General features: G+C 52.8%; 16 protein-coding genes. 15 read left to right on the forward strand and 1 reads right to left on the reverse strand.

What is annotated here, in order from left to right:
- Positions 1 to 44 precede the first annotated feature (44 nt).
- From EVJ22_RS07015 to arcC, 10 genes are all read left to right on the forward strand, one after another.
- Entirely contained in the window at positions 45 to 1784 is a 1740-nt protein-coding gene (locus EVJ22_RS07015; protein ID WP_071398335.1) for a methyl-accepting chemotaxis protein, read from the forward strand.
- Positions 1785 to 1847: 63 nt separating this feature from the next.
- Positions 1848 to 2897 (forward strand): C45 family autoproteolytic acyltransferase/hydrolase, encoded by a 1050-nt coding sequence (locus EVJ22_RS07020; RefSeq protein ID WP_071398334.1) that lies wholly within the window; start codon positions 1848 to 1850, stop codon positions 2895 to 2897.
- Positions 2898 to 2954: 57 nt separating this feature from the next.
- Entirely contained in the window at positions 2955 to 3233 is a 279-nt protein-coding gene (locus EVJ22_RS07025; RefSeq protein ID WP_016507806.1) for a membrane protein, read from the forward strand.
- Positions 3234 to 3413: 180 nt separating this feature from the next.
- Positions 3414 to 5903 (forward strand): sensor histidine kinase, encoded by a 2490-nt coding sequence (locus EVJ22_RS07030; protein WP_158625506.1) that lies wholly within the window; start codon positions 3414 to 3416, stop codon positions 5901 to 5903.
- Between the two features lie 3 nt (positions 5904 to 5906).
- Positions 5907 to 6590, forward strand: coding sequence for a response regulator transcription factor (locus EVJ22_RS07035; protein ID WP_071398332.1), 684 nt, complete (start codon positions 5907 to 5909; stop codon positions 6588 to 6590).
- Between the two features lie 125 nt (positions 6591 to 6715).
- Positions 6716 to 7957, forward strand: a complete 1242-nt coding sequence (locus tag EVJ22_RS07040; RefSeq protein ID WP_131443560.1) for an MFS transporter — start codon at positions 6716 to 6718, stop codon at positions 7955 to 7957.
- A 12-nt stretch (positions 7958 to 7969) separates the two neighbouring features.
- Positions 7970 to 9661 (forward strand): acyl-CoA synthetase FdrA, encoded by a 1692-nt coding sequence (fdrA, locus tag EVJ22_RS07045; protein WP_071398330.1) that lies wholly within the window; start codon positions 7970 to 7972, stop codon positions 9659 to 9661.
- A gap of 12 nt (positions 9662 to 9673) precedes the next feature.
- Positions 9674 to 10945, forward strand: a complete 1272-nt coding sequence (locus tag EVJ22_RS07050; protein WP_233589639.1) for a YlbE family protein — start codon at positions 9674 to 9676, stop codon at positions 10943 to 10945.
- Entirely contained in the window at positions 10942 to 11742 is an 801-nt protein-coding gene (locus tag EVJ22_RS07055; RefSeq protein ID WP_131443561.1) for an oxamate carbamoyltransferase subunit AllH family protein, read from the forward strand. Before EVJ22_RS07050 ends, EVJ22_RS07055 begins: the two co-directional genes overlap by 4 nt.
- A complete protein-coding gene (gene arcC / locus EVJ22_RS07060) occupies positions 11739 to 12701 on the forward strand; it encodes a carbamate kinase (protein ID WP_071398327.1) in 963 nt (320 codons plus the stop codon). The genes EVJ22_RS07055 and arcC overlap by 4 nt, the downstream gene beginning before the upstream one ends.
- Before the next feature lie 81 nt (positions 12702 to 12782).
- On the opposite strand, the gene EVJ22_RS07065 is transcribed toward arcC, so the two are convergent.
- On the reverse strand, positions 12783 to 13412 hold the full coding sequence (locus EVJ22_RS07065) for a class I SAM-dependent methyltransferase (RefSeq protein WP_131443562.1): 630 nt from the start codon (positions 13410 to 13412) through the stop codon (positions 12783 to 12785).
- A 76-nt stretch (positions 13413 to 13488) separates the two neighbouring features.
- On the opposite strand from EVJ22_RS07065, the gene EVJ22_RS07070 reads away from it, so the two are divergent.
- The 5 genes from EVJ22_RS07070 (at position 13489) to EVJ22_RS07090 (ending at position 18556) form a co-directional block, all read left to right on the forward strand.
- Positions 13489 to 14970, forward strand: a complete 1482-nt coding sequence (locus tag EVJ22_RS07070) for a cryptochrome/photolyase family protein (protein WP_131443563.1) — start codon at positions 13489 to 13491, stop codon at positions 14968 to 14970.
- A gap of 193 nt (positions 14971 to 15163) precedes the next feature.
- Positions 15164 to 15760, forward strand: coding sequence for a glycerol-3-phosphate responsive antiterminator (locus tag EVJ22_RS07075; RefSeq protein WP_131443564.1), 597 nt, complete (start codon positions 15164 to 15166; stop codon positions 15758 to 15760).
- Positions 15757 to 16848, forward strand: coding sequence for an ABC transporter ATP-binding protein (locus tag EVJ22_RS07080; protein WP_131443565.1), 1092 nt, complete (start codon positions 15757 to 15759; stop codon positions 16846 to 16848). Before EVJ22_RS07075 ends, EVJ22_RS07080 begins: the two co-directional genes overlap by 4 nt.
- Positions 16845 to 17750 (forward strand): carbohydrate ABC transporter permease, encoded by a 906-nt coding sequence (locus EVJ22_RS07085; RefSeq protein WP_070328148.1) that lies wholly within the window; start codon positions 16845 to 16847, stop codon positions 17748 to 17750. Before EVJ22_RS07080 ends, EVJ22_RS07085 begins: the two co-directional genes overlap by 4 nt.
- Positions 17747 to 18556 (forward strand): carbohydrate ABC transporter permease, encoded by an 810-nt coding sequence (locus EVJ22_RS07090; RefSeq protein WP_131443566.1) that lies wholly within the window; start codon positions 17747 to 17749, stop codon positions 18554 to 18556. The genes EVJ22_RS07085 and EVJ22_RS07090 overlap by 4 nt, the downstream gene beginning before the upstream one ends.
- Positions 18557 to 18563 lie beyond the last annotated feature (7 nt).

Here is an 18563-nt window from a genome sequence, read left to right on the forward strand (position 1 = left end):
TAGTTTCCTCCGATATACACAGTAAGGAACTAGGAGGGGAACTTATGAGACAAACCAAACCACAGTCACTGCAAAACCGGATTCTTGTGGCGATGCTCGCTTTTGTGACGCTACTCATCGTCATATTCGGGGTCACTCAATACGTGAGTACGAAACATACAGTGCTTAGTTCGATGCAGGCCGTCTTGCTAGAAGACGCTGCTCGGATCAGCGAGGCGATAGATGAGGACGCGTATGCGGCGTTTTTACAAAATCCGGAGAAGAATGAGCGATTCGAGCAGTTTCGGGAACAGCTCGATACGTATCGCACACAAATCGGGGCGATGTACGTCTACACGCTCGCATTGGACGGTGAGGAGCTACAAATCATCGTAGATGGAATGAGTGCTACGGACGCGGTCGAGATTGGGACACCGGTGACTGCAACTTCGCTCGAAGACGCACAGCCGGCGTTTGAAGGTGGAACCGGCACGACACCGATCATCGAAGACCCAGAGTTTGGGAACTATATGACGGTACTCGTCCCGATCAAGCAGGGGAATGAAGTCATCGGTGTCATCGGCATCGACAAAAGCGCGGACGATGTTGCGGCGGTCACGACTGACGTATTACGCGAAAGTCTGCTTCCGGTACTCATCGGGCTCGTCATCTTGCTCGGTCTCGCCTCGGTCATCATCTGGCGTTACCTCGGTTGGAAATTGCGTCCGCTCCGTGACCTTGAACGCGTCGCGACGCATATCGCCGGCGGCGACTTGGCGACGGCGTCGGTTGAGATAAACAACATTCAACTGCGTGCGAATGATGAAATCAAGCGCCTCACTGCCTCGATGGACCAAATGACGAAGATGTTGAAAGGGTTGATCTCAAACCTACAGACGTCAGCACAGACGGTCCGGGATGAGAGTGGCAACGTCGCGAGCATCTCAGAGGAAGTGAACGACGCCTCGCGACAGATTGCGTTCACAATGGAAGAAATCGCTGGGGGGGTCGAGAATCAGAGCGTGCTCACGATGAAGCTGTACGGACATATGAACGAGTTCTCAGGACTTGTCGAACAGACGGCGACGGACGGGCACGGCGTGAGCACTCAAGCGGAAGTCGTCAGTCGGGCGACGGCCGAAGGGCTGCAGCTCATGGAAGACGCTGTCGGGAAGATGACGAACATCCATACGCAAGTGAATGAATCGCAAGGCCAAGTGAAAGACTTTGAGCAACAGGCGGACGAAGTGACGGAGCTCGTCACGATCATCCGACAGATTTCGCAACAGACGAACTTGCTCGCCTTGAACGCGGCCATCGAGGCGGCCCGTGCCGGGGAGCACGGGAAAGGGTTCGCCGTCGTCGCCTCCGAAATTCGCGGTCTGTCGAATAGCGTCGCCCAGTCGGTCAGCGAGATCTCAGAGATCGTCGGCAGCGTCAAACGGAACTCGATCGCGCTCGGCGAGACGTTCACTGACAGTATGCACGCCGCCGAAGACGGCAGACGGACGCTCGAGGCGACGAAGCAGGCGTTCAATGAGATTGAGATGAGTGTCCGCGAGATGCAGCGGTTGACCGGGTCGATGCAAGGACAGCTCGGTCGCGTCAAGATGAACCAAGAAGACATCAAGCGAGGTCTTTCAGACATTGCGTCAATCTCGGAAGAGAGCACGGCCGGTAACGAGGAAGTGGCCGCCTCGACCGAACAGATGTCGGCGACGAGCGAGACGATGAACCGTCTCGTCAAAGACTTGTCGCTCACCGCGGAAGACATGCAACAAATGAGCCGTCAGTTCAAGCTATGAACAGTTTCAAGTCAGACATCCCTCCCGCGCGTCCGCTATAATGGGCGCAAGGGAGGTTTTTTCATGCAACGTGTCTCAAGCGAACTTACACAATTCCGCGGCAGTCATTATGACTTTGGCCGCTTTCAAGGTGAATATATCAAGCGAAGTAAGCTGCTCGAGAACCGGACCGATCAGTGGAAGCTGCGCGTCCCCCGGTTTGAGATCGACGACCGCGAGGCGAAACAAGCGTTCGACCGGTTCGCCCCACGGATTTGGGAAGAACTGCTCGGCCTGCAGGACGAGCTCGAACTGACGCTCGGCGATACGCTCCTTCACTTCGGTCATTTCCGGGTCAATAATCCGATCAGCGGTTGCTCGATTTTGACAGGGGACAACTTCCTCGTCCGCAACTACGACTATCATCCGATGACGTATGACGGGCGTTACAACGTGTTCCAACCGGACGAGGGCTACGCCGTCATCGGACCCGTCTCGCGCGTCACCGGGAGGATGGACGGGATGAACGAGCGCGGGCTTGCCATGGGCTACAACTTCATCAACCGGCGCCGCCCCGGCGACGGCTTCGTCTGTCAGATGATCGGACGGATGATCCTCGAGACGTGCGCGACGGTCGAAGAAGCGGTCGATCTGTTGAAAGACATCCCGCACCGTGGCTCGTTCACGTACGTCGTCCACGATAAATCGTCAAAGACACGTGTCATCGAAGCGACCCCGCGCGATATCCGCGTCCGCGAGTCGAACATTTGCACGAACCACTTCGAGCTGTTGCAGCACGAGAATCGTTACCATCTCGACGACTCGACGCGACGGATGATGGAGATCAAAATGTATCAACACATCGTCCAAGACGCCGAGAGCGCGTTCCGGCTCATGAACGACTCGGATAAAGGTGTCTTCTCCGAGCTGTATAAAAGTTGGGCCGGGACGATCCATACGGCCGCCTATTTCCCGGAGACGCTCGAGACGTGGTTCGCCCTCGGTGGCGACCGCGACCCGGTCATCTTTGATTTTCAGACGTGGCTCGACGGGGAGGATTTCAACTTGCACGCCCTCGACGGTGAGATCGCGACCGATATCGAGTTCGCGAACACGGTCCAACTTTGGCGCTGACTTCGGTCAGTGCTTTTTTTATGGAAACGGGGAATAGGAATACGAGGAGGGATTTATATGAAACGAATCGGATTATTGGCCATCATGCTCGGGTTGGTTGTCGTCCTCGGCGGCTGCGTGCCGGGTGACGGCTCCTACACGACGGACCCGGCCGGCTTCTTTTGGGGCGTCTGGCACGGCTGGATCGCACCGGTGTCACTGATTTTAGGGTTGTTCAATGACACGTATCGCGTCTATGAAGTGAACAACACCGGCTGGTTTTATGATTTAGGATTCTATATCGCCATCATCAGCGGTTTCGGTGGGGTCGCTGTGACACGGAGGAGCCGGGGATAAAACAAACGGGTTGGCCATTTATGGTCAACCTTTTTGTCACGACATCGCCATAACAAAAACATAAAAAACCCGATGGAATATCTAAAAAAAGCATAAACCGTGCTACTCTTTTTTTATAGGTGGTGATAGGAAATGCTACACCGGATTCGGGTGATGCGAGAGACATTTCGAGGAAGACTTTTGTTTGATTTCATATTACTTATACTCGTTTCGGGCCTATTCTCACTTGTGATTTATTTGGCGGACACGGTCCGAAACGTGAAAGATGAATTTACTCAACAAGAAGTTGCGACGAAACAGATGCAATCGATTGTGTTCGATTATATCGAACAAAGCCGTCAAGTCATTCAAACGGCTGCGGTCAATATCCGTTTATCTCGTGCGACTGCTCGATCGGGAGAATGGGAGCAAGCGATGCTCGACAATATTAAACGACACAATCCACGCTTCGAAAATCTCTATATTGCTGATTCGGAAGGGGAGACGACCTCATTTTCGCCGATGAACAATGAGGACGGTGTCTCGAATATTGGATTGGATTTTAGCAGTCGCTTTTACTTTGAACGCATTCAATCGAGTAAAACGACTTACGTGTCACATGTGTTTCAAGGAAGAGGCGGAAGTCGAAAACCGCTCATTGTCATTGCGACACCGATTTTCAATGAACGAGAGGACATGGAAGGTTATGTGCTAGGTGCACTCAATTTGGACGGGATTGGCGAAACGCTCATTGCTAACAATTTTAACGAACAGCAATATCCGGTCGTCGTCGATGATCGGAATCAAATCGTGTTTCATCCGGACGAATATCCGTTGACTAAAGTGAAAACGATTTCAACGAATCCGAATGAGACGGGGACATTACTGTGGGGAAACGTATGGCGTGTTTATGATGAAGGAAAGAAAGAATCACAGCTCGCTACTTATGCGGAAGTACCGAAGTATGAGTGGACGGTTTGGATCGCGCGTCCGGTCGGCAGTATTTTAGCTGCAACAGTCAACACGTTACTACCAAATACGATCCTGTTTTTAATCGTCGCGGCAATCATGCTCGTGCTCGGATTGGTCCTATCCCGAAAACTGAATCAATCCCTCGCCGATTTTGTCAATCAGACTGAATTGATGGTCGAGCGTGCCGAGGCGCCGGATGTAGTGGCTCATTTAAAATCAATTCATGCCCCAAAAGAAATCATTGGATTGGCCAGACAGTTTGCCGTGATGGCGGATGATGTCCGGTCCGGACAAGAAAACTTGAGGCAGTTGAACGACGCGCTTGAAGAAAAAGTTAAGTTGCGGACGCATGAACTCGAACAAAACAATCTTGAGTTACAGGCACTCAATCAATTTATGACATCGTTTCGTCATGCGCCAGACACGATTGCGCTCGTGCAGAGTACGTTGCACGAGGTATCAGCAATCTTGCCTTATCCGTTATTTGTATCGTTACCGAACCAGGTCATATCAAAAGACGCGATTTTATCTCAAGAAAGCTTATATGAATTCATCGAAACGCAACAAGACGCCTATCGCTTCCAAGTCAATGCGCTCTACTATGGCGGGCAAGCCAGCGGGATGTTACTCGTTGGATTAACGATGAATCAGACGATTTCGAAACGGGAGGATATTTTTCTGCATACGCTAGCGGATGCTTTCTCCATGTTGTTGGACAATAAGCTCCTCGTGGATGAAACGACGAAACAAAATGCGTTGTGGCATGCGACGTTAAGCAGCATGTCAGAAGGTGTCATCGTATTGAATGAAGACGGTGAGATTGAATATGTGAATCGTTTTATGGAAGTCTATTTCGACTTCCACTCATCGAGCCGGGCTGAAGACTGGGAGAAGCTCATGGACGAGTACAGGATGGAGAGAGAACCCCTGCGGTTATTAGTGGACGAGCAGATCTTTCAAATTCAGCCGTTCTCTGTAGTCGATGCAGCTAACTCGATTGGACAAGGGTATATCGTCCGAAATGTGACGCGTGAAGTCGAGATTGACCAGTTAAAAGACAATCTGATTTCGCTCGCCTCACACGAGTTTAAAACACCGCTCACAAACATCCGTGGCAGTGTCGAGACACTGATGCGAAAAGACGTGACGTGGGAAGCGCCTTTCCGTCATGAATTGCTGCAAGGGATTCAAGAAGATTCTCAACGGATTCGTCAGCTGATCGATGATTGGCTCGACATCACGAAGCTTGAATCGGGCAACTTTCCGGTCGAGATTGAGGCGGTTCTCTTGAAGCCTTACGTGGAAAGAATCATTCATGAGCTACAAATTGATGCGCATACGACTTATGACTGGCAAGGTCCGCCCGTCGTCGAAGTCGATTTTCATCGATTCCGTCAAGTGCTCGTCAACTTGTTGACCAATTCGGTTCGTTATAGTGACGGCCCACCAACCATTCACATCCAATCTTATGAATCAGATACGGATTGGACGCTCGTCATTGAAGATCAAGGGATTGGCATTCGCCATGATCATTTGGAACGGATTTTCGACCGGTTTTATCAAGTCGAAATGAAGTCGACACGGCGAAAAGGAGGAACCGGGCTCGGATTGGCGATATGCCAAGGCATCATTGAAGCCCATGGCGGAAAGATTTGGGCTGAGAGTGAACTCGGGCGGGGGACTCGATTCTTTCTTGAACTACCGAAAGGAGAAGATTGAAGCATGCAGACGATTGCGATTGTAGAGGATGAGAAGAAAATTGCTCGATTCGTGGCGGCCAATTTATCGTCGCTCGGGTACTCGGTCTATGACTATCCAGACGGTTCCTCTTTTTTGGAGGATGTCGATCGCCGTCAGGTCGATTTAGTACTGCTCGATATTATGATGCCTAATATGGACGGATTTGAAGTGTTACGCCGTCTCCGGACAGTCTCGGACGTTCCGGTCATTTTGTTGACTGCTCGGAGTCAGGCAAAAGATAAGGTAGATGGACTAAATTTAGGAGCGGATGATTATTTAACAAAACCATTTGCGCTTGACGAGCTGTTCGCCCGGGTGAAAGCCGTATTGAGACGGACGAAGGTGAGTGAGGCGCTAGAGAATACGGTCGAGATAAAAGGTTTGGAAATCGATCGTCTGCGCAACCGAGTGTTTCATCAAGGGCAAGAAGTCAAATTGACCCAAAATGAGTTCTCGCTCCTGTCAGAACTCGTAAAGCATTTAGATCAGGTAGTCCAACATCGTGAGCTACTTCAAGCTGTTTGGGGACCGGAATATGGCGGGGAAGTCGAGTATTTGCGTGTCACGATTGGACGCATCCGAAAGAAATTTAAAGCAGCCGGGGCTCTAGAGGCTGCCGATCAACTAAAAACGTATCCCGGTATCGGATACGCGTTACTCTCTTAAGCGCCTTAGGGTGCTTTTTTTATGGAATTGTTACGGCAAGACCTGTTCTGTTTATGCGTTTCTTATGGGCTGACACGTAAAGTGGGGTTGTAAGCGATACCAAAATACAGAAAGGAAGTAACCCCATGAGTACATCCCCAGTGTCTCAACCTTCGTTTGAAGCGAAGAAGGAACGAATCCCGTATTGGTGGAAAGTCATCGCGGTATTTTTCTTAGGTTGGATGTTTATGTACGCCGACCGAACAATTTTGAACCCGGTCATGCCGAACCTGGCCCAAGAGTTCGGGTTGAACAACGCCCAGCTCGGATTGGTTAACAGTGTATTCTTCCTCACTTATGCCATCGCCCAAATTCCTTCGGGCTCACTTGGTGATAAGTTTGGACGCAAACGAATTTTAGTTCCTGGATTTATTTTGTTCGGACTATTCACCGGGATCACCGGATTAGCTTCGACATTTCTCTTATTCATGATCGCCCGAGCGATCACAGGACTCGGAGAAGGAACGTATTACGGTCCTCAATACGCGTTGTCGTCTGAGGCGATTCCGAAGCAGTTTCTAACGATCGGGACTGCCATCATCAACAGTGGTATGGCGCTTGGTATCTCACTCGGCTATATCTCATCGAGTTATTTGACGCTCGAGCTCGGCATGAGCTGGCGAACGCCATTTTACTTCATGACGATCCCGACGATTTTAACAGGGATTTTGATTTGGTACGTCGTCAAAGAGAAGCGACCAGAACGTGTCGCGAACACGGTCGGAAAATCAGATTTCTCAATCATGAGCCTGTTCAAAAATCGTAACTTGCTCGCGACATTTATCATGGTGTTCTGCTCACTTTATGGATTCTTCATGATTCTCACTTGGCTCCCGCAATACTTACAAGTAGAGCGTGGCTTCCAAGGCAGTGATGTCGGCTTCATCTCGTCACTCGTCCCATGGGCGTCTATTCCGGGGGCACTATTGATCGGTTATCTGTCAGACAAGATGGGCAAGAAAAAACCACTCGTATTCGTTCTCGTCCCATTGTCCATCGCCTCCATCTTGGCGGTCGTCTTCGTTGAGAGCACGCCACTGCTCTTCGCGGCGCTCATCCTGTATGGATTGACTGGAAAGTTAGCGCTTGACCCGGTCCTGCTCTCATTCGTGGCGAACAACGCTCCGAAAAAAGTGTACGGAACCGTCTTCGGTGTCTATAACTTTGTCGGGATGACGTCGTCGATTCTGGCACCTTATCTTACTGGATATTTAGTCGATCAATCGGGATCGATGCAAACCGGCTTTTACTTGGCGGCCGTCTTACTCGTCATCGGAATGATCGCCATGTTATTCACAAAAGAAACCGTCAAACCGGCGGAAGCATAAGGAGAGAAACGTATGTTGACAACAATCATTCAAGCGAACACGTATCAAGACTCCGTCACGTTGATGGTGTTATCGAACCACGTCTCGAGTCTCGAAGGCATCAATAAAGTCTCAATCATGATGGGGACACCGGCCAACCTCGACATCTTTAAAAGTACAGGATTCTATACAGAAGAGTTAGAGGCGGCGACGCCACAAGACATGTGTATCGTCGTCGATGCGGAAACCGATCAGACCGAACCACTTTTGAAAGCAATCCATGATTTCCTGAACAACCAAACGAAACAAGCAGGTGCGGATAAGACAGAAGTCCGGTCGTGGAAAGCGGCGCTCGAAGAACTGCCGGGAGCGAACTTGGCGCTGTTGTCGATTCCTGGACAATACGTCGAATACGAGACACGAAAAGCACTGAACCAAGGCTTGAACGTTCATATCTTTAGTGACAATGTCCCTGTCGAAGTGGAACGTGAACTGAAACAGCTCGCCGATGACAAAGGACTGCTAGTCATGGGTCCTGACTGCGGTACCGCATCACTCGCAGGTATTCCGCTCGCCTTCACCAACGTGGTCCGGGAGGGGCGTGTCGGAATCGTCGGAGCCTCAGGGACAGGAATTCAAGAAGTGGCAACGTTGATTGATCGTCTCGGTGGCGGGGTCTCCCATGCAATCGGAACGGGCGGACGTGACTTGTCGACCGAAATCGGCGGAATCTCGATGAAAGCCGGCATTCGGGCACTTGCGGAGGACGTGACAACGGACACGATCGTTGTTATCTCAAAACCACCTGCGAAAGAAGTGCGCGAAGAGATTGAGCAGCTGCTTCAACAAGTCAACAAACCGGTCGTGGCCTTCTTCGTCGGGGACCACGGACTCGCGCCTGTCAACCACGTCGTCTATGCAGACACATCGGAAGAAGCGGCATTGCTTGCGCTTGGAAAATCGACGCAGGAACGGAATCGGACCGAAGTCACCTCGAATGGGGCGTCACGAATCATCGGCCTGTTCTCAGGCGGAACGTTGGCCGCGGAGACGGCTGATTTGATGGGCCTCTCATTCGGTGTGGAGGCAGATCGTGAGCATCGGGACGGCTTCTCGTTTGACTATGACGGGAACGTCGTCATCGATTTAGGGGATGACGTCTACACGCAAGGGAAGCCACACCCAATGATTGATCCGTCGACACGAATCGACTTCATCAATCGCTATTGTGATACAGATGAGTCAATCGTGCTCCTGTTGGATAACGTCCTCGGATATGGTTCGCATGAGAACATGGCCGGTGCACTGCTCCCGACGTTAACAAAATTACAGGCAACTCGTCCGAACGTAGAGGTGATTGTCAACGTTTGTGGTACCGAGCAGGATCCACAGCGTTACAGTGCCCAAAAGCAACTCTTTGAAGCAGCTGGTATCCTCGTCGCTGAGAGTAACGTGGCAGCTGTCGAATATGCACTTCGAATGATTGGAAAAGAAGTTCCACAGTTCAAACAGAAAACAGTTCCATCTGTAGAACCGAGTACACATAAAATTGAGTCGTCAGAAGCAATCCAGCAGTTGCTGCGCGCACCTAAAGTCGTCAACTTAGGACTTCGTTCGTTCGCAGACGCCGTAATTAGCGAAGGCGGTCACAGCGTTCAGTACAACTGGCAACCGACAGCCGGCGGAAAACCACATCTTCAGCGCTTGTTAGCGCTCATGTCTTGAGGAGGAAATAAAATGAGTATCGGAGCGATGATTCAAGAAGCAAATGACAAGGTGATTCAAACGATTATCGGAGGACAACCGTTTTTGACGGACGTCGTCCCAGCCCACACGGTCATTCCAGAATTGAAAGAAAAAGTACTTCTCCATGCTGGCCCACCGATCGCGTACCAAGACATGACGGGGCCGATGAAAGGAGCGGCCATAGGGGCGATCATCTTTGAGCAGTGGACCGACGATTATGAAGAGGCGGAAGCGATGCTCGAGCGCGGAGACGTGACGTTCATCCCGTGTCATCATGTGAAAGCGGTCGGACCGATGGGCGGGATCACGTCTGGACATATGCCGGTCCTCGTTGTCGAAAACCGAAACGGAAGTGCGGAAGCGTACTGCACGATGAACGAAGGAATCGGAAAAGTGATGCGGTTTGGTGCCAACGATGCAGAAGTCATCGCACGCCTCCACTGGATGAAAGACGTCCTGGGGCCGGTCCTCTCACAAACGTTGAAACAAGCAGGAGACGGGATCAACCTGAACGTCATCATCTCGAAAGCCATCACGATGGGGGATGAGTTCCACCAACGAAATATCGCGGCCTCGGTGTTGTTGCTAAAAGAATTGGCACCTTATCTTATGTTGGCGGACGTCGATGAAACGGAACGACGTGACGTCTTGCAGTTCTTGGCCGATACCGATCAGTTCTTTTTAAACGTCATGATGGCGACGGGGAAAGCAATCCTAGACGAGGCTCGACGGCACGAAGCGGGCACGATCGTGACGGCTATGACCCGAAATGGGAAAGATTTTGGAATTCGAATCAGCGGTATGGGGGACGAATGGTTCACGGCACCCGTCAACATGCCGGAAGGCTTGTTCTTCACAGGCTACAGCCAAGACGATGCGAACCCGGACATCGGTGACAGTGCGATTGCGGAAACGTATGGCGTCGGTGGAATGGCGATGGTCGCTGCGCCAGGTGTTACGCGGTTCCTCGGACGGGCAGGATCGAGCGAAGCGCTCGCAATCAGTGAAGAGATGAACGAAATTTGCGATCGACATAACCCGAACTTGAGTATTCCATCATGGGATTTCCAAGGTGCCTGCGTCGGTATTGATATCCGGAAAGTCGTCGAGACCGGGATCACACCGATCATCAATACAGGAATCGCGCACCGGGAGCCGGGTATCGGCCAAGTCGGTGCGGGAACGGTTCGTGCTCCACTGGCCTGCTTCGAGAAGGCGCTCGAAGCATACGCTGAAAAATTAGGACTGGTGCAACACGCATGAGACAAATCGGGGCGGCGTACAGTACGTATGCTGCCTCTCTCCTTCAAGAATTCCCCCAAGCGTTACAAGTCGAGGCCGTCTTTCGAAACGGTTATAACCTGCGAATGGGGGGACACTTGATTTACATCGGTACGACGAAGAACGGACATACGCCTTTTGGAATTCATGTGAAGACGGTCGATCGATTGGAGTGGAGAGTAGGAGATTGTCTATTGGCGGGCATCGGTGCGACGATTCACCACGTGCCGAGCGGGATAACGATCTATCCAGACCAGGTGTTGAAAATGAACATGGAACGTGTCGAGCCAAAGCGATATGAATTGGCCTTAAACCTCAGGCAGATGGAGGCACGATTGCGCGAACTCGGTCACGACTGGAGTTACGCCTATGAAGAGAGACGAGAACCGCTGTACGAATATTTGACGAACATCGGTCAAGCAGAAGGGAAACGTCTGATCGGCTACGGCAAAGGACTGACGCCGAGCGGCGATGACGTCTTAATTGGCTATATGGCCGTATGTGAGGTATTGGGACGGCCGATGAAATGGCAGAACGATTACGTGATGACAGCTAAATATCGAACGACACGAAGTTCTGTCGCTTTTTATGAGGCGGCACTGCGGGGAGAATATACGAGCGAATTAAAAAGGCTGATTACAGTGCTGTTGACCGAATCGTTCTCAAATTGTGAGGTTGAATGGGAACGTCTCATCACGTTTGGGAGTTCATCAGGACAGGATACTGCGCTCGGAATATATTTGGCATTGAAACAAGAAATGGAGGAATTAGACAGATGAAAAAACGAATTGTCATTGCTCTCGGAGGGAATGCGATTTTAACGGACGATGGGACGGCAGAAGCACAACGACACGCCATCATGGAAACGGCGCGTCACATCGCCGACTTGGTCGAGGCAGGACATGAAGTCGTGCTCAGTCATGGGAACGGCCCCCAAATCGGTGCGATTTTGATTCAACAACAAATGGCGAATTCGGAGAAGACACCGGCGATGGATTTAGGGACGTGCGGAGCGATGTCGCAAGGCATGATCGGGTATTGGTTCCAACAGCTATTGAAGAACGAACTCGCCCGTCGAGGCATGGAGCGACAAGTCGTCGCGATGATCACGCAATCGGAAGTCGCCTTATCAGACCCTGCATTCGATCATCCGACAAAGCCGATTGGCCCGTTTTATACTGAGAAGGAAGCGGTCGAGATGCGTATGAAAGGCGATGTGATGGTCGAGGATGCGGGACGCGGATATCGAAAAGTCGTCGCCAGTCCGAAGCCGATCCGTATCGTTGAGGCACCGGTCATTCAAGACTTGCTTGATGCAGGCCATCTCGTCATCGCTGCAGGTGGGGGCGGCGTCCCTGTCGTCCGTGAGCAATACACGCTTCGAGGCGTGGAAGCTGTTATCGACAAGGACTTTGCCGCCGCGCAGCTGGCCCGGTCGATTGAAGCAACGCATTTGATGATCATCACGGGAGTATCTAACGTCTACATCCACTTCAATCAACCGAACCAAGAGAAATTGGAGACCGTCTCGACGTCTCGTCTTGAACAGTTGATTGAGGAGAATCATTTTATGGCCGGTAGTATGTTGCCTAAAGTAGAGGCGGCCCTCCAGTTTGTTGAAGCTGATTCGAATCGAGAAGCGGTGATCACAGACGTCGCTTCGTTAAAAGGGGCGATTGCGGAAACGGAAGGGACGCGGATCCGGTACGACATCGCTTCTGCGGATGTTGTCTATTGACCGATTACATCTATATACGAACAGCCCCTTTCTTTATAACGAATAAAGAAAGGGGCTGTTGTTGTGAGAGGGGTTGCTCAATTAGGATTGCGTTTTGCGTCCACTCACCGCGACCGTACGATAATCGCGAGAATCAGGTCCGCGCTGGTCAGAGACGTCTGTCATACCGAGCGTCTTGGCGGAAGGGATGAGCTGTTCCCGGACGAGCGTCGTGATCCCGTCCCAGGTCACGTCGCCTTTCCCGTCACAGTACGTGATGACGAACGAGCCGCCTGGTTTGAGGACACGTTCAATCTCGGAGAGCGTCTTCGTCAAGTCTTTCCAAAAGTAGAGCGTATGGATGCTGAAGACGTGATTGAAACTCCCTTCCGGAAACGGGAGTGTCTCGAGGTCGCCTTCGACGACCTCGGCTCGCCCTGCTTGCAAGGCCGCTCGATTTCGTTTTGAGGCTGAGCGGACGATGGTCGGGGAACGGTCGAGCCCGGTCACGTGCACCTCATCAAAGCTACGAAGCATTTGCGCGATCGCGTCACCGGCTCCACAACCGAGGTCGAGGATGCGGTCGCCCGGCTGAACCGCCAACTGTTCAATCGTCCAGTCGACTTCGACCCGGTGTTGGCGAACCATCTTCTCGCCGATGTACGTCCCGACGATACTGCGCGGGTTCTCGTATTGGCTGTCGATCCATGTTTGCAGACGTTTCGGGCGCATCGAACCATTCCTTTCTAAATGAAGCAGATGTAAATTGAGTGTAGCACAATCAAAAAATCAGAGAGGGGATGAATCCGTGCGCTCATTTTGGATCTTCGGCAATCAGTTATCACACGACCTCGAGATGCTCGAACATGTCAAAGCCGATGACGTCATCGTCATGATCGAGGCGACGTCACGGGCGATGTGGCGGAAGTATCATAAACAAAAGCTCGTCCTCATCTTCTCGGCGATGCGGCATTTCGCCGAGGAGTTACGCGAGCGCGGCTTCACCGTCGACTACCACGAGGCCGACTCGTTCCAAGACGCGTGGGACGACCACTTCAGCCGCTTTAATCCCGATGCGATTCACTACACGGCCGTCACCGATGAACCGATGGAGCGGAAGCTGAAACAGTTCGGGAAGAAACACACGCTCATCGAACACACGGACGTGCCCCTGTTTTATTTAACAAAAGAGGAGGCCGTCGACACGCTCGGCAGCGAGCCGTGGCGTATGGACCGGTTCTACCGTCATATGCGCAAACGGTTTGACGTGTTGCTCGAAGACGGGAAGGCAAAAGGCGGCAAGTGGTCGTTCGACGCGGACAATCGCCAGCCGCCAAAATCCGGGCTCACGTTCCCACCGGCCATCCACTTCCGACCTGACGCCATCACGACAGATGTGATCCGAAAAGTCGAGACGACGTTTTCCGACCACCCCGGACAAATCGAACCGTTCGCTTGGCCGGTGACGCGGGACGAGGCAAGACGAGCACTCAAGCGTTTCGTCGACGAGCGGCTCGAGACGTTCGGCCCGTATCAGGACGCGATGTTGACCAAAAACCCGGAGATGTCGCACAGTCTGTTGTCGGCGGCAATCAATGTCGGACTGCTGACACCGCATGAGGTCGTCAAAGCGGCCTGCGCGACCGACGCACCCCTCGCTTCAGTCGAAGGGTTCGTCCGCCAAATCCTCGGTTGGCGGGAATATATGCGCGCCGTCTATGTGGCGTTGATGCCCGACTATCGAGACGTGAACACGTTCAACCACGAGCGTGACTTACCGGGTTTGTTTTGGGACGCGGAAACGGACCTGAACTGTATGCACGAGAGTCTGAAGCCGGTCGTCGAGCGGGCGCACAACCATCACATCCAGCGGCTGATGGTGCTCGGTAACTATGCGACGCTGTTCGAGATCTCACCACAACAGACGAGCGACTGGTTCAACGAGATGTATATCGATGCCTACGACTGGGTCGTGTTGCCGAACGTGCTCGGCATGGCGCTCCACGCTGATGGGGGACGTCTTGCGACGAAGCCCTACATCGCCTCAGGCAGATACATCGACCGGATGAGCGACTATTGCAAAGGCTGTAAGTATAACCCGAAACAGACGACCGAGGCTGACGCCTGTCCGTTCAACGCCCTGTACTGGAACTTCATCGACAAGCACGAGGAACGCTTCTCGAACAACCAACGTATGAAGATGATGGTCCGCAACTGGCAAGGGCGTGACGACGACGTCAAAGCCGACATCTTGGCGAAGGCGCGACAGACATTGACCGATTCCCCGTGAATCGGTTTTTTTACGTTTCCTTAATGAAATTTTGCAGAGCGTTCACGGACACTTTACAATCGTTCGGTACGATATGACTTGTGAGACCCCTCAATCCAAAGTGAATAGCATTCGGTAGAACATTCGAGAGACCAACAGAAGCCCATACGTCCGTGACGTCATGTTTCTGTTGGTCCTTTTTTCTTAAGAGAGGATGATTCAAGTGAATCCAACAATTCGCACGATTGGACGAGAGAAGATGATCGCATCGATCAAGTCGCCAAAACAGCTCGAGAAGTTCCTGCAATCGGACGTCACGACGACGTTCCTTATGATGGGCACGCTCAGCACGCTCGACCGTTATGTAACCCATTTAAAGCGGGAGAACCGGACCGTGTTCCTGCACGCGGAACGAATCAACGGCATTAGTCTCGACCGGGAAGGCATCGATTATTTGGCGAAACGGGTCGGCGCCGACGGTATCGTTACGACGAAAGCGTCCGTCATCCAACACGCCAAACGGGCTGGCCTGATGACGGTGCAACGCCTGTTCCTCGTCGATTCGGACGCCGTCACATCAGGCATCAAGATGGCGAACAATCAACAGCCGGACGCACTCGAACTCATGCCCGGTCTCATCCCGAGCGTAATCGAACATGTCGCCGGTAGCGTCTCACTCCCAATCGTGACGGGCGGGATGATCCGCAAACCGATCGAAGTTCACCAAGCGTTGTCACATGGGGCGTTCGCCGTCTCGACAGGGGACGAGCGGCTATGGGCGTCACACGCGACGAAGGAGGAAATGGCATGAAGTCGATCCAACTGCAAGACCTCAAAAAATCATACGGGGACACCGAGGTCATCCGCGGCATCGATGTCACGATTGAGCCGGGCGAATTTTTCGCGCTCGTCGGACCGTCGGGTTGCGGCAAGAGCACGATGCTCCGGATGATCGCCGGTCTCGAGTCGATCACGAGCGGAACGCTCCGGATTGACGGCGTCGCTGCGAACGAGCTGAAGCCAAGCGAGCGGCAACTGTCGATGGTATTCCAAAACTATGCGCTCTATCCGCATATGACGGTCGAGAAAAATATTACGTTCGGACTACATACGAAAGGGCTCACGAAGCTCGAGCAGCGCGAACGGTGCGATGCGGCGGCCGAGACACTCGGTCTGACCGACTATTTGAAGCGTAAGCCCCGCCAATTATCAGGTGGTCAGCGGCAACGGGTCGCACTGGCCCGGGCTATCGTCACCGAGGCGCCAATCTGCCTCATGGACGAGCCGCTCTCGAACCTTGACGCCAAGCTCCGGGCCAAGATGCGTTCGGAGATCCGCCAACTGCAACGCAAGCTGAATTTGACGATGATTTACGTGACGCACGACCAAGTCGAGGCGATGACGATGGCCGATCGGATGATGTTATTGAACGACGGGGAAGTTCAGCAAGTCGGCAAGCCGCTCGATTTGTACAACAAACCGGCGAATACGTTCGTCGCCTCGTTCATCGGCTCGCCTCCGATGAACTTGACCGAGGTAAAACGGGCGGAGAAAGGCTGGATTGCCGCGGATGGACGTCTGTTCCATCCGAATACGGTGACGAAACACGATGTGGCAACGCTCGGTATTCGGCCGGAACAAATCACACCGGCCGGTGAGACGGTGACGTTTTATGCCGAACTGAAGAACATCGAGGTGCTCGGCACCGAAACGATTCTTGCGTTCGATATGGGTGGGACCGAATGGCTCGCCAAATGGCTTGGACAGTGGCCGCTCTCGATCGGGGAGAAGATCGCTTGTTACGTCGATCCGAAACAAATGTCGCTGTTTGATACGGCCGGCGATCGCATCGAGCCACGGCAACCGAAACTGTTCGAGGCGCTGGAGGTGTTCCAATGACGGTCGCGTTGCCGAAACAGAGAGTCCGGGCACGCCTCTCGGACGCAGCGGCCGGGATCTTATATTTATCGCCCTCGATTGCGCTGTTTGGCATCTTCCTCGTCTATCCGTTGTTCCGGACGATCTACTTGAGCTTTTTTCGGACCGATACGCAGGGGACGCCGCTAAGCTTCGTCGGGGGTGAGCACTACGCGAAACTGTTCACGAGCGCCTCGTTTTGGCAAAGCATCCAAGCGACGGTCGGCTTCGTTCTGTTGACCGTTCCGCTCACAATCATCATCGCGCTAGGGTTAGCGCTGCTCGCTAATGAGAAACTACGCGGTATCGGTTTCTTCCGGACGGCGTTCTCGGCGACGATGGGGATGAGCGTCGCGGCATCATCGGTCATTTGGATGTTTATGTACAATCCGTCGATCGGCATCTTCAACCGTTTCTTAGAAGCGGTCGGGGCGAGTGGGGTACAGTGGCTACTTGACCCGCAGTATGCACTCCTGTCCGTATCGCTCGCGACCGTCTGGATGAACATCGGTTTCACATTTTTGATCATTCTCGGGGGACTGCAAAATATCGACCGGACGCTGTACGAGAGCGCGGACATCGCTGGGACGAGTTACGGGACGCAGCTTCGGTCAATCACGATTCCGATGCTGTCACCGACGCTCTTCTTCGTCGGTATCATTTCGCTCATCAACGCGTTCCAGACGTTCGGACAGATTGATCTACTGACGAAAGGCGGTCCGACGAATTCGACGAACGTCATCGTCTACGCCATCTACAAGGACGCGTTCATCAACTATAACGTCGGTGGGGCGAGCGCCCAGGCGGTGCTCTTGTTCGTCACGGTGCTGCTCTTGACGTGGCTCCAGTTCAAGCTCGTCGAAAGGAAGGTGCATTACCAATGACGCTTCGGAAAGCAGTCACGTATACGCTCCTCGTCTTGAGTACGCTCGTCATGTTGTTCCCAATCGCCTACGCGTTCTCGATCAGTTTGATGGACGGAAGTGAAGTGCTGAAAGGGAACCTCATCCCGCGCGACGTGACGTTCGACAACTATGTCGCCGCGTTCGAGCGCCTGCCGCTGTTGACGTACTTGTGGAACAGCCTCGTCGTCGCACTCCTCGTCATGGTCGGACAAGTCGCCTTGTCGAGCCTTGCCGCGTTCGCATTCGTCTTCATCGACTTCAAGGGGAAAGGGATTATCTTCATGCTCTTCCTCGCGACGATGATGGTGCCGTGGGAAGCGACGATGGTGCCGAACTTCTTGACTATCCAGTCACTCGGTTGGTTGAACTCGGTATGGGGGCTGTCGGTCCCATTCTTCGCGCTCGCGTTCGGGACGTTCCTGCTTCGGCAACAGTTCAAGACAATCCCGCACGAGATGTATGAGGCGTCACAAATCGCCGGGGTCAGCCGCTTCCGTTTCTTTTGGAATATCGTCTTACCGGTCTCGAAGACGCCGCTCGTCACGTTGTCCGTCTACAGTTTTTTGACGACGTGGAACATGTACTTATGGCCGCTCCTCGTCACGAACACGGAGCAGGCGCGCACGGTACAGATCGGGATTAAACAGATGCAGTCAAATGAGGTCGCCTCGGATTGGGGTGTCGTCATGGCGGCGGTCATCATGATCATCATCCCGACGCTGATGCTGTTATTCGCTGGACAAAAACAGTTGCAAGAAGGTTTGACGCAAGGCGCGATTAAATAAAAGGGGG

The sequence above is a fragment of the Exiguobacterium sp. SH0S7 genome, from assembly GCF_004337195.1.
GTDB classification, from domain to species: Bacteria; Bacillota; Bacilli; order Exiguobacteriales; family Exiguobacteriaceae; genus Exiguobacterium; species Exiguobacterium aurantiacum_A.